The 1,270-nt window shown below is 46.1% G+C and carries 1 protein-coding gene; it reads left to right on the top strand.

Annotated elements, in window-relative coordinates:
* The first annotated feature begins 86 nt into the window (after positions 1–86).
* Positions 87–608 carry a hypothetical protein gene (locus C5B91_RS21020; RefSeq protein WP_119713014.1) on the top strand — a complete coding sequence of 174 codons (522 nt, stop codon included), beginning with the start codon at positions 87–89 and terminating at the stop codon, positions 606–608.
* The last annotated feature ends 662 nt before the right edge of the window (positions 609–1,270 follow it).

Here is a 1,270-nt window from a genome sequence, read left to right as displayed (position 1 = left end):
CTTCGAGACTACGCACCAGAAGATTCGATCCTCTCGTCGTTCGAAGAACTTGTAAGCATCATTGAACACGGAGAGGTGCGTCGCTAATGGGAGACTACACCGACCGCTTTGCAGGGTTGGATGAGGAACTTGCGGAAGTCGAAGACGATGGCGAAGAGCAGGAGTCCGATACAGCCAAGTCTGAAACTACGGACACCTCTGGAGAGGTACGGGACGAGGTGACGGTCAAAGATGAAGACATAGAGTCTGACGTTGCTTCCAAAGAGGAAGATGAAAGCCTCGAACGTGAATCAGAGGTGAGTAAGCAGTCAGGCACCGATGGACCAGAACAGGAATCCAATCAAGAAGTAAGGCCAAGTACTTCTGAAGCGCTCGAAGACAGTAATCCCGGTTTCCCCTTCTCTGAGTCGGTACAAGCTCAGATATACCCACGGCGAACCACCCACGACGAGTTTGAGGACTTCATTCAATTCGACGTGAAACAAGCGCTCAGAGAGTACGGTATCCGGAATGACGAGAAGCGTGAGATACACGAAGCAATCCTTCAGTTCGTAATGAAACATCCTGACGCAATTGCCGACAAGGTGGTCGAACTTCGCGAGACATAGGACGAGAATTATTCCACAACCCGTTGACATTCCACGATGAATCGAAGTTGGTCACTCACGGAGTCCGGACACATACACCGTCGTTCATCTGTTCTTTGAGTCGAGAGTAGAGTGGTGATGGAGTGACGACTATAGTTAGTATATAAAACAAGGATATTTCACTCAGTTTCATAACTCTGGGTAAATTGATTAAACGTCATTAACACACGTTTGACGGCTTGATAAGCCACCTAGGCGAACTTGGAATAGACAGTATAATTATCCTCTACCAGTAAATATATAATAATGCGAAGATAGTGATTTGTGGTAAAAATCATTCAATGGTTCTAGTTCTAGTCTAGTGTTGATTCGGTTTTGGTGGTACAAACACGATGAATCATTTTTGGCCACTTGCTGACCTCGGGTTCACGTGGAAGAACAGATGAAATGTGGTGTGTGTGTGTCGGAATCTCTGAAGAACAAACGAACAGATGAACAGGTGGTGTCTGACATAGATTCGCGACGTCCTTGCCGAGCTGACGTCACAGTAGTTCGCTAATCTACATCATGAAAAAGGAAATTCGGGCGGTGACTCTGTAATGATCGCTTTGACGAATATTTAGTGTAAGAGCGTGACCTCGACTATGTTTCAGAAGAAACAGATGAACAGTGGTGTCTGTTAC

The organism is Haloferax sp. Atlit-10N (genome assembly GCF_003586325.1).
Classification (GTDB): domain Archaea; phylum Halobacteriota; class Halobacteria; order Halobacteriales; family Haloferacaceae; genus Haloferax; species Haloferax prahovense.
Note: the sequence above shows the minus strand (reverse complement) of the source record. Positions and strands in the feature narration are given on the sequence as shown.